The 16,055-nt window shown below is 41.6% G+C and carries 13 protein-coding genes; 9 read left to right on the forward strand and 4 right to left on the reverse strand.

From position 1 onward, the window contains the following. The first annotated feature begins 16 nt into the window (after positions 1–16). The gene (gene porM, locus I5M19_RS13900; protein WP_200066966.1) at positions 17–1,549 is read left to right on the forward strand and encodes a type IX secretion system motor protein PorM/GldM; all 1,533 of its coding nucleotides are present in this window, start codon (positions 17–19) and stop codon (positions 1,547–1,549) included. Between the two features lie 7 nt (positions 1,550–1,556). Then, on the forward strand, positions 1,557–2,411 hold the full coding sequence (gene porN / locus I5M19_RS13905; RefSeq protein WP_200066967.1) for a type IX secretion system ring subunit PorN/GldN: 855 nt from the start codon (positions 1,557–1,559) through the stop codon (positions 2,409–2,411). 52 nt (positions 2,412–2,463) lie between these two features. On the opposite strand, the gene uvrC is transcribed toward porN, so the two are convergent. The 3 genes from uvrC to porW form a co-directional block, all read right to left on the reverse strand. After that, a complete protein-coding gene (uvrC, locus tag I5M19_RS13910; RefSeq protein ID WP_200066968.1) occupies positions 2,464–4,278 on the reverse strand; it encodes an excinuclease ABC subunit UvrC in 1,815 nt (604 codons plus the stop codon). A gap of 95 nt (positions 4,279–4,373) precedes the next feature. Continuing rightward, entirely contained in the window at positions 4,374–6,614 is a 2,241-nt protein-coding gene (locus I5M19_RS13915; protein ID WP_200066969.1) for a penicillin-binding protein 1A, read from the reverse strand. Further along, positions 6,614–9,427, reverse strand: a complete 2,814-nt coding sequence (gene porW / locus I5M19_RS13920) for a type IX secretion system periplasmic lipoprotein PorW/SprE (protein ID WP_200066970.1) — start codon at positions 9,425–9,427, stop codon at positions 6,614–6,616. The genes I5M19_RS13915 and porW overlap by 1 nt, the downstream gene beginning before the upstream one ends. A 71-nt stretch (positions 9,428–9,498) precedes the next feature. Here porW and I5M19_RS13925 point away from each other — a divergent pair, with 71 nt between their 5' ends. From I5M19_RS13925 to atpG, 7 genes are all read left to right on the forward strand, one after another. Continuing rightward, positions 9,499–9,729 carry an AtpZ/AtpI family protein gene (locus I5M19_RS13925; protein WP_200066971.1) on the forward strand — a complete coding sequence of 77 codons (231 nt, stop codon included), beginning with the start codon at positions 9,499–9,501 and terminating at the stop codon, positions 9,727–9,729. A 415-nt stretch (positions 9,730–10,144) separates the two neighbouring features. Continuing rightward, the gene (gene atpB, locus I5M19_RS13930; RefSeq protein WP_317193234.1) at positions 10,145–11,215 is read left to right on the forward strand and encodes a F0F1 ATP synthase subunit A; all 1,071 of its coding nucleotides are present in this window, start codon (positions 10,145–10,147) and stop codon (positions 11,213–11,215) included. A 46-nt stretch (positions 11,216–11,261) separates the two neighbouring features. After that, positions 11,262–11,471, forward strand: a complete 210-nt coding sequence (atpE, locus tag I5M19_RS13935; protein WP_067062340.1) for an ATP synthase F0 subunit C — start codon at positions 11,262–11,264, stop codon at positions 11,469–11,471. A 91-nt stretch (positions 11,472–11,562) separates the two neighbouring features. Continuing rightward, entirely contained in the window at positions 11,563–12,057 is a 495-nt protein-coding gene (gene atpF / locus I5M19_RS13940) for a F0F1 ATP synthase subunit B (RefSeq protein ID WP_200066973.1), read from the forward strand. A 67-nt stretch (positions 12,058–12,124) separates the two neighbouring features. Further along, the gene (atpH, locus tag I5M19_RS13945; RefSeq protein WP_200066974.1) at positions 12,125–12,673 is read left to right on the forward strand and encodes an ATP synthase F1 subunit delta; all 549 of its coding nucleotides are present in this window, start codon (positions 12,125–12,127) and stop codon (positions 12,671–12,673) included. 32 nt (positions 12,674–12,705) lie between these two features. Next, positions 12,706–14,283 carry a F0F1 ATP synthase subunit alpha gene (atpA, locus tag I5M19_RS13950; protein ID WP_200066975.1) on the forward strand — a complete coding sequence of 526 codons (1,578 nt, stop codon included), beginning with the start codon at positions 12,706–12,708 and terminating at the stop codon, positions 14,281–14,283. A gap of 87 nt (positions 14,284–14,370) precedes the next feature. Continuing rightward, a complete protein-coding gene (gene atpG / locus I5M19_RS13955) occupies positions 14,371–15,261 on the forward strand; it encodes an ATP synthase F1 subunit gamma (RefSeq protein WP_200066976.1) in 891 nt (296 codons plus the stop codon). Between the two features lie 79 nt (positions 15,262–15,340). Here the strand turns inward: atpG and I5M19_RS13960 are convergent, their stop codons facing one another. Then, complete coding sequence (locus I5M19_RS13960) at positions 15,341–16,012, reverse strand: basic secretory protein-like protein (RefSeq protein WP_200066977.1); 672 nt, start codon at positions 16,010–16,012, stop codon at positions 15,341–15,343. Positions 16,013–16,055 lie beyond the last annotated feature (43 nt).

Raw genomic sequence — 16,055 nt, forward strand, 5'->3', positions numbered from 1 at the left:
AAAAGGATAAATATACATGGCCGGAGGTAAGGAAACACCCAGACAGCGAATGATAGGTATACTTTACCTGGTGCTTTTAGGGCTTATTGCACTAAATGTACCGGATAGTTTGCTGGATGCATTTAAAAATATTACGAATAGTTTAGATAAGTCACGAAATAACGTCAATACGGGTATACAAAATACCTACAGCGCTTTTGAGCAAACTAAGTTAAAGGAACAGCCTGTAAAAGCGGATATACTTTATAAACGAGCTAAACAGGCAAGTAAAATAACTAATGACCTTAATACTTACATTGAATCATTAAAAGCTTTGTTAATAAAAGAGGGTGGTGGAATTAATCCTGAAATTAACGATGTGGATGGAAGGGATAATTTAGATATATCCCCTCGTATAATGATCGAAGACAAGAATGCTGACAAACTTCGAAAAATGATAGATGATACGCGCACAAAATTGTTTGCGCTATTAAATACGAAAGAAAGAGCCGGAGTGAATTTCTCTTTAAATGCGGTTGATCCGCCAAAAGGGCGTGATGGCCAAAAGACCTGGCAGGAATCTAATTTCGGTGACGGTATACCATTGGGTGCATCCTTAACCACATTAGCTAAAATACAGGCTGATAATAAAAATGCTGAAAACGAAGTAGTTAAGCAAATATTGGGCGAAATTGATGAGGCGAAAATAAATCTTGATAAATTTTCGGCTGTGGCAGTAGCTCCAACAAGTTACGTTATAGCAGGTCAGCCTTATACTGCAGATGTTTTTCTAACTGCATACGCTTCTGAATCTAAACCGGAGATCAGTATTAATGGCTCAAATATTGCAGTGTCGCAAGGTAAAGGAAAATATACGGTTAATACCAGTTCGGAAGGTATATTTACCTGGACAGCAACTATTAAGGTGAAGGATGCCGACGGGAACCCAAAGGTATACACAACACCACCGCAAACGTATCAGGTTGCCAGGCCATCGGCAGTGGTATCGCCGGATAAAATGAACGTATTATATATTGGTATACCTAACCCCGTATCGGTATCATCACCAGGTATCCCTAAAGAAAAATTAAGGGTAAGTATTTCCGGTGGTTCCATAAGCGGATCGGCCGGACATTATACCGCTAACGTTACTACAACGGGTACAGCCACTATTTCAGTTTCGGGCGAATTGGCTCCGGGTAAGGTACAAAACCTGGGCTCAACATTGTTCCGTGTTAAACGTATACCTGATCCGCGGCCTATGTTTGCCGGTAAAAGCGGCGGTAATACCAGCGCTGCAAATATACGTGCGCAGGACAGGGTGTTTGCCAAATTGGATGATTTTGAATTTGACGCTAAATTTAATGTAACGCGGTTTACCCTTATTATAATAAAGCCACGTCAGGATGCTATTACTTATTCAACAACGGGTAGTGAGTTATCAGGTGCTATGCGTTCAGCTATGAGCAGTGTTACACCGGGTACTACTGTGGTATTTAAAGATATTATTGCTGTTGGTCCGGATGGGTCACAGCGCGGACTTGATCCAATTGTTTTATCGGCTAATTAAAGTAGATATGAGAACAAGACTTTTGAGCATCGTACTATGCCTGGCCTGCAGCACTACATTTGCGCAAACTGCAGATACCGCTGCAAAGCCTTTTGACCGCCCTTTGGATGGTTATTACAAAAAAACCAGCATTTTAAGTGCACGTGTAACCCCATACCCTAATCTGCGCGAAGCTGACGTTGTATTTGCTAAACGTGTGTGGCGCGAAATAGATGTACGCGAAAAGATGAATCAGTACCTGGCATCGCCTAAGGAACGATTGATAGATGTTTTATTGAACGCTATTGATGCCGGTGAATTAACAGCTTACGATCCCACTCCTACGAAGGATGATCCGGGAGGCGATAGTTTTACCCGTCCGCTTGCCCAGGGGCAGGCGCGTAACCGAATGGCCGATAGCAGCATAGTAGATCAGTTTGATGCTGATGGAAACAAAACAGGCTCGAAAATAGTTGCGGGCGAGTTTAATCCGGATAGTGTAGTAAAGTTCAGAATAAAGGAAGACTGGGTGTTTGACAGGCAAAGGTCTATTTTTGAACCACGTATAATTGGCATAGCACCGCTTGTTAAACCTAAAGCCGCCGGTCTTGATCTGGACTACCAGCCCGCTTTTTGGGTTTATTTTCCTGAGGCGCGCGCTATTTTGGCTACCAAAGAAGTGGTTAGCCGTAACAACGATGCTACCGGGCTAAGTTTTGATGATGCCTTTGTAAAGAGGTTATTCAGCAGTTATATCGTAAAAGAATCAAACGACAAGGACGAACGTATACGCGATTACGCACAGGGGATTGATAAGCTTTACGAATCGGACAGAATTAAGAAGAACCTGATGGATTGGGAACTGAATTTATGGTCGTACTAAAAGCAAGTATCTTCTAAAATATTATAAAGCCCAAACCGAACAGTTTGGGCTTTTACATTATCTTACTTATTGCCGGGTTAAAGTACTGCGTTATGGCTTTGGCCTGTTTTAAATTTACTACTTCCTGCAATTCTGATTCGGTAGCCTCACGGATCTTTTTAACAGACCTGAAATACTTCAGCAATTTTTCTGCAGTGGTTTTTCCTATGCCATCAATAAGTTCCAGTTCTGTAGCCAGCGTGCCTTTGTCGCGTTTTTTACGGTGAAAGGTTATGCCAAAGCGGTGAGCTTCGTCCCGCAGCTGCTGTATTACCTTTAAGGTTTCCGATCGTTTATCCAGGTACATCGGGTACTGGTCGCCCGGGTAATATATTTCTTCGAGGCGTTTGGCAATGCCAATAATGGTCACCTGTTTATCTATACCCAATAATTTTAAGCTTTTCACTGCAGACGAAAGCTGCCCCTTGCCGCCATCAATAACAATAAGCTGCGGTAAACCGGTATCTTCATCCAGCACCCTGCGGTAGCGCCTTAACACTGCTTCTTCCATCGTAGCAAAATCATCAGGGCCAACAACGGTCTTCACGTTAAAATGCCGGTAATCCTTTTTGGAGGGTTTACCATCCTTAAAAACAACAATGGCTGATACAGGATATTTACCCTGAAAGTTAGAGTTATCAAAGCACTCGATATGTCTTGGCAACTGGTTCAAACGCAAATCCTTCATCATTTGTGTAAGCAGGCGCTCCGTTCTTACTTCCGGATTCAGTTTTTCGTACTGGTCTATTTTTTCTTTTTTGAAGAAGCGCACATTCTTTTCGGACAGGTCGAGGAGTTTACGTTTCTCACCAAGTTTGGGTACCGTGAATTTTATGGATTCATCATCCAGATCAATGTCAAAAGGAACAATGATCTCTTTAGAGTGACTGCTATACCGGCTCCGGAACTCGGTAATGGCAATGGTAAGTAACTCTTCATCGCTTTCATCCAGCCGCTTTTTAAGCTCAATGGTTTGTGTTTGGATGATGGTACCATTCATTACTTTCAGGTAATTTACAAAGGCATACTTTTCTTCGGATGCTATGCTGAATACATCAACATCGGTAATGGATGAATTTACTACGGTTGATTTACTTTGGTAATTCTCCAGCAGGTCGAATTTTCTTTTTAGGCGGTGTGCCAGTTCAAAATTCATTTCAGCAGCGGCGTTTTCCATATCCGCTTTCATGTTGCGTAACACGCCGGTTATTTTGCCGTTAAGGATATCCTTTATCTCTTCAATATTATGATTGTAATCCTCTTCCGACTGGTAATCCTGACAGGGGCCTTTGCAGTTACCTAACTGATACTCTAAACAAACCTTAAATTGACCTTTCTCGATATTTTGGCGGGTTAGAGCCAGGTTACAGGTACGGAGGGGATAGGTTTCTTTTATTAATCCCAATATAGTGTGCATCATGCTTACCGATGCATAAGGGCCGAGATACTTTGATCCGTCGCGGATGATGCGGCGGGTCCAGTAAATGCGCGGATAGTTTTCGTTCTTGATGATGATCCAGGGGTAGGTTTTATCATCCTTAAGCATCACATTGTATCTGGGCTGATGCTTTTTTATCAGGCTGTTCTCGAGCAGCCAGGCATCCACCTCGGTATCAACAATAGTAAATGTAATATTGCGGATCTTGGATACCAAAACCCGTGTTTTGGCATTTATCTGTGTGTCCTTGTTAAAATAGGAGCCTACACGATTCCGCAGATCCTTAGCTTTACCAATATATATTAACTGCTTTTCGCTGTCCCAATATTGATATACGCCCGGTTTATGGGGTATTTTCTTTAACGCCTCTCTGTAATCAAACTTCTCCATGTATTTTGGCCAATCGGTCGAAATTTACAAATTTGGTTCGTTTCGTTAAATATTAACGAAACAGCCGACCTGCAAACTCTGTCTGCAACAAATTGCTAAAATCCCAGCTTTTTATCTACCTCGTTAATGCCTTGTTGCTGCTGGCTGTACGCGTTGCAATCCAGCGTAATGTTCACACCGGATTTAGGCGGGGCAAAATCTACATTTTTTTGAATTCCTAACTCGGGATTGTTATAAATCTTTTTCATGTAAAGGGCAAAGATAGGCAGTGCTGTATTTGCACCTTCACCCAACCGGGTTGACCGGAAATGGATAGCGCGGTCTTCGCAGCCTGTCCATACACCGGTTACCAATTGAGGGGTAATGCCCATAAACCAGCCGTCGGAATTATCTTGTGTGGTACCTGTTTTACCACCAATAGGATTATTTAAGCCATACTTCCACTGCAGACGATGACCGGTGCCCTCCTCAACCACCGCTTTCAGCATATAGGTCATTACATAAGCGGTTTGGGGGTTAAGGGCCTGTACTACTTTAGGTGTGTTTGAATATAAGGTGTTGCCATTTTTATCCTCAATCCTTAACAAAAATGTCGGCTCCGTCCAAATACCCTGATTGGCAAAGGCGGAGTAAGCCCCCGTCATATCATAAACCGAGGCATCAAAAGTGCCAAGGCAGATTGACGGATAGGGGGGAACAGTACTGGTGATCCCCATTTTCTTGATCAGCTCCATTACAGGCACGGGCTTAACCAGATCCATAAGTGCCGCGGTTATCCAGTTTTGCGAGTGGGCTAATCCCTTGCGCAGGGTAACCATGCCGGGGATGGTTTCTGACGGAGAGGAACGCGGTGTCCAATCGTCACCGTAGCCTGTTATGGTTACCGGTTGGTTTGCAATTTGCATGCATGGCGAAAAGCCATCATCAATAGCTACGGCGTAAGTGAATGGTTTAGCCGTTGACCCCACCTGCCGGGTACCCATTTTTACTTGGTCGTATTTGAAATGCTCAAAGTTTGTACCGCCAACCCAAGCCTTTATATAACCTGTGGTTGGGTCCATACTCATTAAGGCATTCCGTAAAAGCATTTTGTTATAAACAATGGAATCGATGGGTTTCATTACCGTATCAATATCACCCTTCCAGGTAAACAGATTCAACTCTGTGGGCGTGTCAAAATCTTTTTTGATCTCGTCTTCGGTTTTGCCCTGCTGCTTTAAAGAAGCATACCTGTCAGACTGGCGCATACCTTTATCCAGCAGGCTTTTAAAAGTTGGGATGCTTTTCCACAGGCTTACTCCTTTCCAGTGGGCGTTAAATTGTGCCTGCAAATCGCGCATGTAGGTTCTTTGCGCTTCTTCGGCATATTGCTGCATGGTAGCATTAATAGTGGTATATATTTTAAGGCCGTCGCGGTCAAGATCGTACGGTGTTACACCGTCAGATTTAAAGATAGCCTTATCAACCAGCAATTTTTGAACCTCCCTTTTAAGAACCGCCCTGAAATAAGTGGCCAGGCCATCATTATGGTCAATCGGGTGAAAATTCAATCCCAGTGGCTTTTGTTTGTATTCTTCTGCCTGGCCTGCGCTTAAATATCCCTCCTCGTCCATACGGCGTAACACAAAGTTACGGCGGCTAAGCGCATTTTTTGGATGATTAATAGGCGAATATAACCCGGGGCCGTTTATCATACCCATTAACAGGGCTGCCTGGTCGGGTGTTAACTTATCTGGTGTGGTGTTAAAATAGGTACGAGCCGCGGAGTGGATGCCATAAGTATTATACGCACCGAAATCTACCGTGTTTAAATACAGGGTAAGTATTTCTTCTTTGGTGTAATTACGCTCGAGTTTAACCGCGGTGATCCATTCCTGCAGTTTTTGGATAATCCGCTTAACAGGATTATGTGATCTTTCTGAAAACAGATTGAGCGCCAATTGTTGGGTAATGGTACTTCCCCCTTGTTTTTTACCGATGAGGTTATAGGCGATAATACTGAATGTGCGTTGAAAATCTATCCCGGAGTGTTCGTAAAATCTTGAATCCTCGGTAGCAACCAACGCATTTATTACATTGGGTGAGATCTCTTTAAAGGATACGCTTGTACGGTTTTTAACATAATATTTACCTATTACCTTTTTATCGGACGAGATAACTTCGGAGGCCTGATCGCTTTTTGGATTTTCCAGTTCCCGGAAGGATGGCAGCGGGCCAAATACCTGAAAAGCTACCAGCAGCAACATTATTGCAAGTATGGCAAAGCACCCTATAAAAAAGCGCCATATGTACCAGTTGTAACGTCTTATATCTTGCGGAGAAAGTTTAACGATCATTATTTTAAGTAGTTTTTTTGATAATAGTCAATATAGCTATCTAACGTTATTTTGTCGGCTAATTTATTCAGATTTTCCTGGGTTATAATAAAAAAGCTGTATTTATCCTTCGGTACCTTCATAATATCCGGCATTAGCGGGATAATAGCCCGTGCATAATCCTTCACGGTTTCAAGGCTGTAAAAACGGCCGACATATATTAACTGATTATTAGGGCCAACATTTTTTAACTGGTGTTTAATAGTACCATTTGCAAAATTTACCCGGTTAAACTGCCCGATACCAAAACGTGATGAAGCCAGATTAGTTGTACCGGAGCTAACATTTACTACAAAATAGTAGTTGGTACTATCGCGCATATTAAATATGGAGGGAGTTAGCTCCACCTGCTGCACATTTTTTTCAATAACCTGTTGCGCGGTTTTCGGTGCGTTAGCCTGCGCTGGTGGGGTAAGTAATTCTTTTTCCGGTTTTCGTTTGTCGGGTACTATGGTAACGCTCCCGGTAAAAGGAACACGGTAATTGGTTTGCTGCTGATAAATTATAGGGATAGTAAACCGAGTGGTGTCTGCATCGTTATCTGTTAATACAACATCACGTGCGGCAAGTTCGGCGCGGTTGATACCGATGTACTCCAGATGCTGTTTTACTAATGGCGTAATAAGCTTATCGTCGGGATATTTACTAACTATTTGCTGTAATTCATTATTGAAGGGATCGACCGTTTCATTGTGGCCTGCTGCAAAAGCACGTAAATAATGTAATTGCGCGGCAAAACGGTTATCAGGGTATTTATTTAATAAACTATCCGCAGCGGTAATTACCTGAGCATATTTTTTTGCCGCGTACAGGTCATAAACGTTATTATATAAATTACTTAACTCGTTATCATCACTACGGGTTTGCCCCGCAAACCCCGGGTTGGTAATAATACGCGCAAACGGAGTTTCCGGATACTGCGTTACTAATAGATTTTTGTATTTATCAGACAGCGCCTGGTTGTTCTCATCGTACAGGCGATACAGGTTATAATAAATGGCGGGCTTATTAGCATCATCAGGAAAAAGCTGCAGTAGTTTTTGATAGGCGGCAATAGCACCTGCTTTATCGCCAAGTACATCGCGGTAAAAATTAGCAATTTCGGTATAGGCGTTATAACGGCGAAGATTTGATTGCGTGAGCAGCGGGGGAGTAAGCGGTAAGTTTTGTAATAATTCCTGCCTGTAATTGGTCGCTGTTATTGCGCCGGAACTACGCTGTATTTCGCCCGGCAAGGCATCCGGGTCATAGTTTTGGTTGGTATTTAATAAATTAGTTGGTTGTGCCGTGCCGGAATTGCTGCTTATACGCCAGTTATCTTCCAGCCTGCGGTTACCCCAAATACGTTTAAAATCAATAATGCCCTGACTTATGGCCTTATTATTATAAAAATAGAAACTGCTGCCGGTTGGTGTGCTCACCTGTGCAGCCTGGTTTACCGGCGATATGTTGTTAATAACAGGCAAGGCATTGTATGCTGTGGATTGCTGTAAGGTTTTACGATTCACCATTTCATCAATCCGGGCATTACGGGTGGCTTCATCAAGCCGGGCCAGTTGTTGCAGCGTATCTTCCCGGGCAATTATACTTAACTGATTGGTGAGTACCTGCAGGTTATCGCTTTTCTTTTTTATAGTAACATAACCCGGATAGGTAGGCGACAGGTTAATTAAAGTGCTGTCATAATAATTCTTAGCAGTTGGGTAGTCGGCTTTATCATTAAAGTAGATATCGGCCAGCCGCAGATAGGACAGGCCTTTTTGGTTTTGGTTAGCTACGCTGTTTTTAACAGACTGATTGTAGCTATCTATGGCTTTATCAATATCCTTACCGGCATATTGCAATTCTCCTATCTGAAAGTAGATCTGATCAGTGAATTCATCATTATTCTGATTTCGCAACAGATCCCGAAGGCGATCTATACGGCTTATTTTAACCCCATCCTGATTGTCAGCGATACGGATGCGGTTAAGGTCGGCATTAAAGGCCATGTTAAATGATGCATTGCTTTTAACAATGCGCGAATAGTTCTCAATAGCGTCGGCAGGTTTGCCGTTCAATTCCTGCAATTGGGCCAAAATAAAGGTCCACCGTAATTCCTGTGGTTTTGTACTGGCGTATTGTACTGCCAGTTTCGCCATTTCTTCGGCATCGGTATAATCGCTTACGTTTATATCATATTGTAATTTGGAGGCATAAACGTCAGCAGTAATATTTTTTTTAGGTTTTATGTTTTGCAGGGCAGTATCCAGTACGTTTTTCGCGTCTTCTAACCGGTTCAGGTAAAGTAAAGAACGGGCTTTCCAAACCAATGCTTCCTGTTTAAGGTCTTCATTATCTCCGTAAGAGCGTATAACATAACTAAAGTATTCAGCAGCATCAAAATAATTTTGCTCAAGGTAACTCGCTTTCCCTAATAACAGGTAAGCGTCGCCTATATAGTGGCTTTGCTCTTTAATGCTTATAATTTTATTGGCTTTTGCCTTCACTTCTTCCAGATCCTTATCTGGCTCAGGCGTTTTTGCGGCGGTATCGGTATAAACAGGTAAAATGTTGTTATAATCATCTACGTATGCTGCTGTATAGGCCGCCTGCTTTTGTTGTAGCAACTGGTTGGCATTAAATAATATGTTGTAATGCGCGGTGAGGTTTTGTAATAACCTGTTAACTTTAGTTTTTTTTTCGAGTGAGCAGCCTGCAATACCCATGAGCGGTATAGCAAAAAGCAGGAGATAATAGTATTTCCGGAACAGATGTAGTAAAGCTCGCGTCAAAGTAGAATGTTGTTTATAAAAGCAATTGCTAATTTACTAAATAGTATGCAATAGGATTAATAAATTTGCAGATGGCAAAAAATGAACAGGAAGAAAAAGGTACCGGCGGCAAGGCGGTAAACAATTATATTAAGTACACCGGACTTGGCTTTCAGATGGTGGCCATTATAGGGTTGTTTACTTTTGCCGGCTATAAAATAGACACGGCTATGGGGCATACCACTCAATGGGTAACAGCAGTAATGTCGTTATCGGGCGTTTTTATATCATTATTCATCGCTATCAGATCTGTAAGAAATTGAAGTTAATACCAACCCTTACCTCTTTTTCGGTTTTTTTGTTGGTCCTTATTATTGCTCCGGCCTATGTGAGCTTTTCGGGCAATTCAAAATGGCTTGTTCCCCATTTTTGGGGAATGTTTAGTTACATAACGGGCTTAACTTTTTTAGTGCTTATTGCCATGATGGTTACGCAAAAAATAAATCCCGAAAATTACGCTCAGACATTTTTGGCCGTAACCGTTTTTAAAATACTCGGCTGCCTCGCATTTTTGGTTGTTTTTATAATGAAAATAAGGGTTGAAAAGGGCGTTTTTATAGCGGATTTCTTTTACTTATATTTGTTGAATACGGCCTTTGAAGTTTATGTTTTGTTGCGTAACTTGCGCAACCAAAATTTAAAGTAAAAAACTTTATTTAGATGTATAACAGCTCGATTTTGAAATCAAAAATTTTTACCCTTTTACGAATTTGTGCCGTTTTTTTAACGCTGGCCGCTTTTTCGACCTCCGCTTTTTCACAGGAAGAGCATGCAGAAGGCACAGGAGAGAAGTTTGAAACGAGCAAGGTTGTTTTAGAGCACATTGCTGATTCACATTCATTGCACATCATCGGTCATACGCATTTGCCGCTACCTGTTATTGTTTATACAAGCAAAGGTTTGGAAATGTTTTCATCGGCAAAATTTGCTGATGAGGCGGGAGGACATGAAGAAGAAGGTATATATCATGGCAGTAATTATAACTACAAACTGGTTAATGATAAGGTTAAGATAGTTAACAACGCCGGTGAAATTGATGAAGCGGCTACAAGCGGTCTTTATGATTTTTCCATCACTAAAAACGTGGTAAGTATGTGGATGTCTGTTATTCTGCTGCTTATTATTTTTATCAGCGTATCCTCTTCCTATAAAAAGCGTGCGGGTAAAGCCCCTAAGGGTTTGCAGGCATTTGTTGAGCCGCTTATTGTTTTTGTGAGGGATGATATAGCCCGTCCAAATATCGGGTATAAACATCAGCGCTTTATGCCGCTGTTATTAACGGTTTTCTTTTTTATCTGGATAAATAACCTGATAGGTCTTGTTCCCTTTTTTCCGGGCGGTGCAAATTTAACCGGTAACATTGCAGTAACGCTGGTGCTTTCGGTTATAACCTTAATAGTGGTTAATTTAAACGGTAATAAACATTACTGGTCGCATATTTTTATCCCGGCTGATGTTCCGGTATGGATATGGCCATTATGGTGGGTTATTGAGCTGGTAGGTATTATTTCAAAGCCTTTCGCTTTAATGATACGTCTATTTGCCAACATCACTGCCGGGCACATTATTGTGTTGAGCTTAATATCGTTGATATTTGTTTTTCAATCATTTGCTATTGCACCGGTATCTATCGCGTTTGTGGTATTTATGGATGTACTTGAATTGCTGGTTGCGGCATTACAGGCTTTTATATTTACATTGCTAACAGCATTGTTTATAGGCACAGCTATTGAAGAACATCATCATTAAAATTTGTAAATAATTATATATATATATTCACTTTAAATTTAGAACCATGATTGGAAGTATTGCTGCACTTGGTGCAGGTTTAGCAGTAATTGGTGCCGGTATCGGTATCGGTCAAATTGGTGGTAAAGCCTGTGAAGGTATTGCCCGTCAACCAGAAGCTGCTTCGAAAATCCAAACTGCAATGATCATTGCTGCAGCCCTTGTAGAAGGTGTTGCGCTGTTCGCTGTGGTTGTATCATTCCTTGGCTTAAAATAATTTCTGCTTTAGGACAAAACTTAATCGTTCCTGTTGCGATTGGCCGCAGGAACGATTATTAATTGATTTTTAAATATATTATCATATAATAATGAATCCATTGGTTACCCCCGATATAGGCCTGGTTTTTTGGACCACCGTATCGTTTGCCGTGTTGCTTTTACTGCTTGCTAAGTTTGCCTGGAAACCTATTATGGCTGCACTTAATGAGCGCGAGCGTTTTATAGAGGACTCGATTACAAGGGCTGAAGCAGCTAAAGAAGAGATGGCCCGTTTAACCAGCGAAAACGATGCTTTACTTAAACGTGCCCGTGCCGAACGCGACCTGATATTACAGGAAGCTAAAAAGGTGAAAGATCAGATAGTTGGCGAGGCTAAGGAAAGCGCGCAAAAAGAAGGCGCCCGTATGATAGAGCTTGCCCGCATTGAAATTAACAACCAAAAAGCTATTGCAATGGCGGATGTTAAAAACCAGGTGGCCTCTTTATCATTAGAGATAGCAGAGAAAGTATTACGCAAACAGTTCGAAGATCAGAATCAGCAAGACGAATTGGTTGCTGACCTGCTTAAAGAAGTGAAATTATAATAGTAAGTACTGAATGGTTATAAATAAGGTATTCATCTTATTATTCGCCATTCACCATTAACAAAATATGTCAGAAGTAACAGTAGCATTAAGATACGCGAAAGCATTAATTGACCTTGCTCAGGAGCAGAACACTGTTGAGGAGGTTAAAAATGATATGGAGCTGTTTCTGAAAACTTTAAAGGCAAGTCCGGAACTGACTGCGGTTTTAGCTAATCCTATTATATCGCATAGTAAAAAGGTGCATATACTGGGTGATATATTTGGCGGCAAAGTTAATAAAGTAACCATCGGTTTTTTTAACATCATGGTAAATAAAGGCCGTGGCGAGGTATTATATACTACCGCCCATGAGTATATAAACCTTTACGATGTTAAAGAGCATATTACCAAGGCAAGGGTGGTAACAGCTGCCCCTTTATCAGCAGAGAATAAGCAGAAAATGCTTGCCGATATACAACAAGCCATAGGTGGTACTGTTAAGCTGGCGGATAAGGTTGATCCATCACTGATAGGTGGCTTTGTGCTAACAGTTGGCGACAGGCAGATTGATACCAGCATTGCCAATGATTTAAATAAATTAAAAAAGGAATTTGCACAGGTTGCAGCCCAATAATATTAAATATAAAAACTCTAAAATAAGTTAAAATGGTAGAGGTAAGACCAGATGAAGTATCAGCCATATTGCGTCAGCAGTTAGCAGGCTTCAAGTCAGAATCTGAATTAGAAGAAGTAGGTACCGTGCTCCAGGTGGGTGATGGTATTGCACGTGTTTACGGATTAACTAAAGTACAATCAGGTGAACTCGTGGAATTTGACAACGGTTTACAAGGTATCGTACTTAACCTTGAAGAAGATAACGTGGGTGTGGTATTGTTAGGTAAATCTGACGATATTAAAGAAGGTGATACCGTTAAACGTACTAAGCGTATTGCATCTATCAATGTAGGTGAAGGTATGCTTGGCCGTGTGGTTGACACCTTAGGTAACCCTATTGATGGTAAAGGCCCCATCACCGGTGAAACTTACGAAATGCCATTGGAGCGTAAAGCACCCGGTGTAATTTTCCGTCAGCCGGTAACCGAGCCGTTACAAACCGGTATTAAGGCTATTGATGCCATGATCCCTATTGGTCGCGGACAACGTGAGCTGGTAATTGGTGACCGCCAAACCGGTAAAACCGCGGTTTGTATTGATACCATCATCAATCAAAAAGAATTTTATGATGCCGGTGAACCGGTTATTTGTATATATGTAGCTTGCGGCCAAAAAGCCTCAACTGTTGCAAACATTGTACGCACACTTGAAGAGAACGGTGCCATGCCATACTCTATTGTTGTTGCGGCTAATGCTTCCGACTCGGCTACCATGCAATTCTTTTCACCATTTGCAGGTGCTGCTATTGGTGAATACTTCCGTGACACCGGTCGCCCTGCTTTGATCATTTATGATGATCTTTCAAAACAGGCGGTTGCTTATCGCGAAGTATCTTTATTGCTTCGTCGTCCACCGGGCCGTGAGGCTTACCCGGGTGACGTATTTTACCTGCACAGCCGTTTATTAGAGCGTGCCGCTAAGATCAACAATAACGATTCTATAGCACAGCAAATGAATGATCTGCCCGAATCTATCAAAGGTATTGTAAAAGGCGGTGGTTCATTAACAGCATTGCCAATTATCGAAACACAGGCGGGTGACGTATCAGCATATATTCCAACCAACGTAATTTCTATTACCGATGGTCAGATATTCCTGGAATCTAACTTGTTCCTTGCGGGTATTCGTCCGGCTATTAACGTGGGTATTTCGGTATCACGTGTGGGTGGTAACGCGCAGATCAAATCAATGAAAAAGGTTGCGGGTACGTTAAAGCTTGACCAGGCCCAATACCGTGAGTTAGAGGCTTTCTCTAAATTCGGATCGGATCTGGATGCTTCAACCAAAACAGTAATTGATAAAGGTGCACGTAACGTGGAGATATTAAAGCAAGGTCAGTATTCGCCGGTAACGGTTGAAAAACAGGTAGCTATTATTTACCTGGGTACTAAAAACCTGATGCGTAACGTACCTGTAAATAAGATAAAAGAATTTGAAGCTGAATATACCAGCCAGTTAGAGTTGCGCCACCCGGAAGTGTTGGCCGCACTTAAAGCAGGTAAATTTGATGACCAGTTAACAGGCGTATTGGAAACCGTAGCCAAAGAGTTAGCGGGAAAGTATAATTAATTAGTAATAAGTAATTTGTATCAGGTATCAAGTATAGGTGGTTTATCTTAATGCTTGTTACCCGGTGCTTGATACTAAAAGAATAGAATGGCTAATTTAAAAGAAGTAAGAAACAGGATAGCATCTGTAACCTCTACACAGCAGATCACCAAAGCTATGAAAATGGTTTCGGCGGCTAAGCTGAAAAGGGCTACTAACGCTATTGTACAATTACGCCCTTACGCCAACAAGTTGAAAGATCTGCTGGCTAATTTATCGGCAAGTTTAGAGGATGGGGCATCGCCTTATCTTCAGCAACGCGAGCCGGTGCGTGTGTTGATAGTTGTAGTATCATCAAACCGTGGTTTGGCAGGTGCTTTTAACGCCAACGTAATTAAAACAGCCAATAACCTGATAGCCGAAAAATATAGTGAGCAGTTAAGAGCAGGTAATGTATCAATAGTAGCTATCGGTAAAAAAAGCCAGGAGTATTATCAGCGCAGAAAATATAATGTAATAGGTAACAATAATGACCTTTACCTTGATCTGAACTTTGCGAATGCTTCAAAAATAACTGAAGAGATAATGCAGGGTTTTGTTGACGGGAAATTTGACAGGGTTGAGCTGGTTTACAATCACTTTAAAAACGCCGCAGTTCAGTTCCTGATAGCCGAACAGTTATTGCCTGTTCCAAAAACGGAAAAGAAAGAGGTTGCGGATGATAGTAAAAATGTACAGGTTGATTATATACTGGAGCCATCAAAAGAGGAGATAGTAGAACAACTTATCCCCAAAAATATTAAGATTCAACTGTACCGTGCTGTGCTGGATTCTAATGCATCAGAACATGGTGCGCGAATGACCGCGATGGATAAAGCTACCGATAACGCAGGTGATTTGCTGAAAGCCCTTAAGCTTTCTTATAATCAGGCACGCCAGGCAGCTATTACTACCGAGCTTACCGAGATAGTAAGCGGTGCGGCAGCATTAGGCGGATGATAAATATCATTGTTTAAATATCTTAAACAAGAAAGGCTTTCCAATTTGGAAAGCCTTTCTTGTTAGTATCAAACCTACATTAAATAGCAGGATTTTGTGAATAGTCTTTCCAAAGTTCAGCTACGGTTTTTCCGGTAAGCTGTTTCCAGGTATCATCAGTATAAGTGTGGGCACGCATTATAGCATCTAATTTTTTCACAGTGCCTTTTTTCACGTTCTTCTCTATCCATATCAGGAAACGGGCGGTTACACGGTAGCTATTATCATAATTTTGAGTAGGCTTATAAGCCGGGAGTGTCCAGTTAGCGGCCGCGTTTGCTACACCAAACTCATTACGTACATAATCGGCAATGCCTTCGGTTACCCACCATGGTCCGTTGGTATTACCGTAGTCCTGTACTATATGCATTACCTCGTGGGTAACAACATCAATATCATTAGGGTGTTTGGTCATGTAAGCCGAGCTGAAAACCACACGACCATTGTCTGTAGCTGCAACGCCATGATAGGCTGTATCAATAAAGAATTTTACTTCCTTAAGCGTGTTCTTATTATATTCTTTAGCGATCTTGGGATAAACGGTAAAGAAAGTGCTGATAAGTTTTTGTTTGATGGCATCATCAAAATGCTCGTCGTTGCCGGATACAATAAGGGTATATCCCCCTTTTTTTAAAGTGTCGATATCACCGGCTAATGCTGCTTTGGCAGAAACGGCGAATAATATTATAGCTAATAATGTTAATTTTTTCATGGGCCTAAAATAAGTTTTATTGTAGAATTTTGTCTACTATAGG

It is taken from the genome of Mucilaginibacter segetis (assembly GCF_016522075.1).
Taxonomy (GTDB): domain Bacteria; phylum Bacteroidota; class Bacteroidia; order Sphingobacteriales; family Sphingobacteriaceae; genus Mucilaginibacter; species Mucilaginibacter segetis.

Bases quoted from the DNA above. Each gene is read 5' to 3' on its own strand.
- porM (WP_200066966.1), top strand. From the start codon at position 17: ATGGCCGGAGGTAAGGAAACACCCAGACAGCGAATGATAGGTATACTT.
- porN (WP_200066967.1), top strand. From the start codon at position 1,557: ATGAGAACAAGACTTTTGAGCATCGTACTATGCCTGGCCTGCAGCACT.
- uvrC (WP_200066968.1), bottom strand. From the start codon at position 4,278: ATGGAGAAGTTTGATTACAGAGAGGCGTTAAAGAAAATACCCCATAAA.
- I5M19_RS13915 (WP_200066969.1), bottom strand. From the start codon at position 6,614: ATGATCGTTAAACTTTCTCCGCAAGATATAAGACGTTACAACTGGTAC.
- I5M19_RS13925 (WP_200066971.1), top strand. From the start codon at position 9,499: ATGGCAAAAAATGAACAGGAAGAAAAAGGTACCGGCGGCAAGGCGGTA.
- atpE (WP_067062340.1), top strand. From the start codon at position 11,262: ATGATTGGAAGTATTGCTGCACTTGGTGCAGGTTTAGCAGTAATTGGT.
- atpF (WP_200066973.1), top strand. From the start codon at position 11,563: ATGAATCCATTGGTTACCCCCGATATAGGCCTGGTTTTTTGGACCACC.
- atpH (WP_200066974.1), top strand. From the start codon at position 12,125: ATGTCAGAAGTAACAGTAGCATTAAGATACGCGAAAGCATTAATTGAC.
- atpA (WP_200066975.1), top strand. From the start codon at position 12,706: ATGGTAGAGGTAAGACCAGATGAAGTATCAGCCATATTGCGTCAGCAG.
- atpG (WP_200066976.1), top strand. From the start codon at position 14,371: ATGGCTAATTTAAAAGAAGTAAGAAACAGGATAGCATCTGTAACCTCT.
- I5M19_RS13960 (WP_200066977.1), bottom strand. From the start codon at position 16,012: ATGAAAAAATTAACATTATTAGCTATAATATTATTCGCCGTTTCTGCC.